Genomic DNA, 1,064 nt, shown 5'->3' on the forward strand with positions numbered 1-1,064 from the left:
GCCGGGTGCACCGCAGCGCCCGGCCGCAGCAGGCATGCCGTGGTGGCCGCCAGTGCCGGTATCGCGTAGGCCGTCCCCGCGCCGAGGTGGTCCGCCGCCCAGCCGCCCGCCGCCGAACCGCAGGCGATCCCGGTGAGCAGCGCCGTCACGACCAGACCCATGCCCTCGTTCAGCCGGCCCTCGGGGGTGCGCTCCTGGACCAGGGTCATCGCCGTCACCATGGCCGGCGCGGTCGCCGTGCCCGCCGCGCGCGTCAGCTCTTCGAGGGACGTGGCATCCGGCTCGCGTCACCCCATCCGGTGGTTCTCGGCGCCGAGGAGTTCGCTCGGGTGATGGGGGCGAGCCGGACGCCGGTGCTCGCGGTGGTGGATTTTCCGGCCATGTCGGGCGGGGCGCTGCGGCCGCGCTGGTCGATCCGGTTCCGCTGTCGCCCGTCTCGCTGGTGTGGCGGAAGGGGCTGGTCCATCCCGCGCTGGACGCGCTGCGGGCGGCGGCGGCCGAGCCGGCCCACGCCGAGGAGTGGCTCTCGCCGCCCGGCGACCGATGGATTTCGGCCATGGATGCTGATGTGATGAGCAGTCCTTTCTGACACTCCGAGCACACGCGAACTCACCTTGCGCTACATTCGGGGACCCGAGCACTGGGGTAGAGGGGGGCGTTCGGACCGGGTGGGGGCCTGGTCCGGCCGGCGCGTGCTCGGTGTCGCCGGCGCACCCCGGATCAGTCCCGTGGGGGGATGCGCGCACATGGAACAGTGGCGGGAAGAACGCCGGCCGGAATGGCCCGATGTGGCCTCGTCGGCAAGAGACATGCAGGTGACATGGGGTCTCACTCAAGCTTTTCCGGAAGCCGGAACCGTCGCGGAGGCCGACTTGGCGCCACCGCGCGCGGACCGGCGCGGAGGGGGACGCCCGGCGTTCCCCCCGGTCGTAGGCCCGTCCGGCGCCGGGATGTCCGTGGCGGCGCAGCTGCTCCGGGGCGGACCGGCCGCCCTGGCCGGCGCCGACGCGACGGCGCCGCTGCCGCGCCCCGGGAGCCCGCGCGCGGCGGCCGACTTCCGCCCC

Annotated in this window: 2 pseudogenes; one reads left to right on the plus strand and one right to left on the minus strand. The window is 74.9% G+C overall.

The annotated features are described in order from the left end of the window. Positions 1 to 245: pseudogene (locus tag ACFWN1_RS33440) on the minus strand (MFS transporter); the annotation flags it as partial. A gap of 3 nt (positions 246 to 248) precedes the next feature. On the opposite strand from ACFWN1_RS33440, the pseudogene ACFWN1_RS33445 reads away from it, so the two are divergent. Then, positions 249 to 589 (plus strand): annotated as a pseudogene (locus tag ACFWN1_RS33445) (LysR family transcriptional regulator); the annotation flags it as partial. Positions 590 to 1,064 lie beyond the last annotated feature (475 nt).

The sequence above is a fragment of the Streptomyces sp. NPDC058459 genome, assembly GCF_042721685.1.
Taxonomy (GTDB): Bacteria; Actinomycetota; Actinomycetes; order Streptomycetales; family Streptomycetaceae; genus Streptomyces.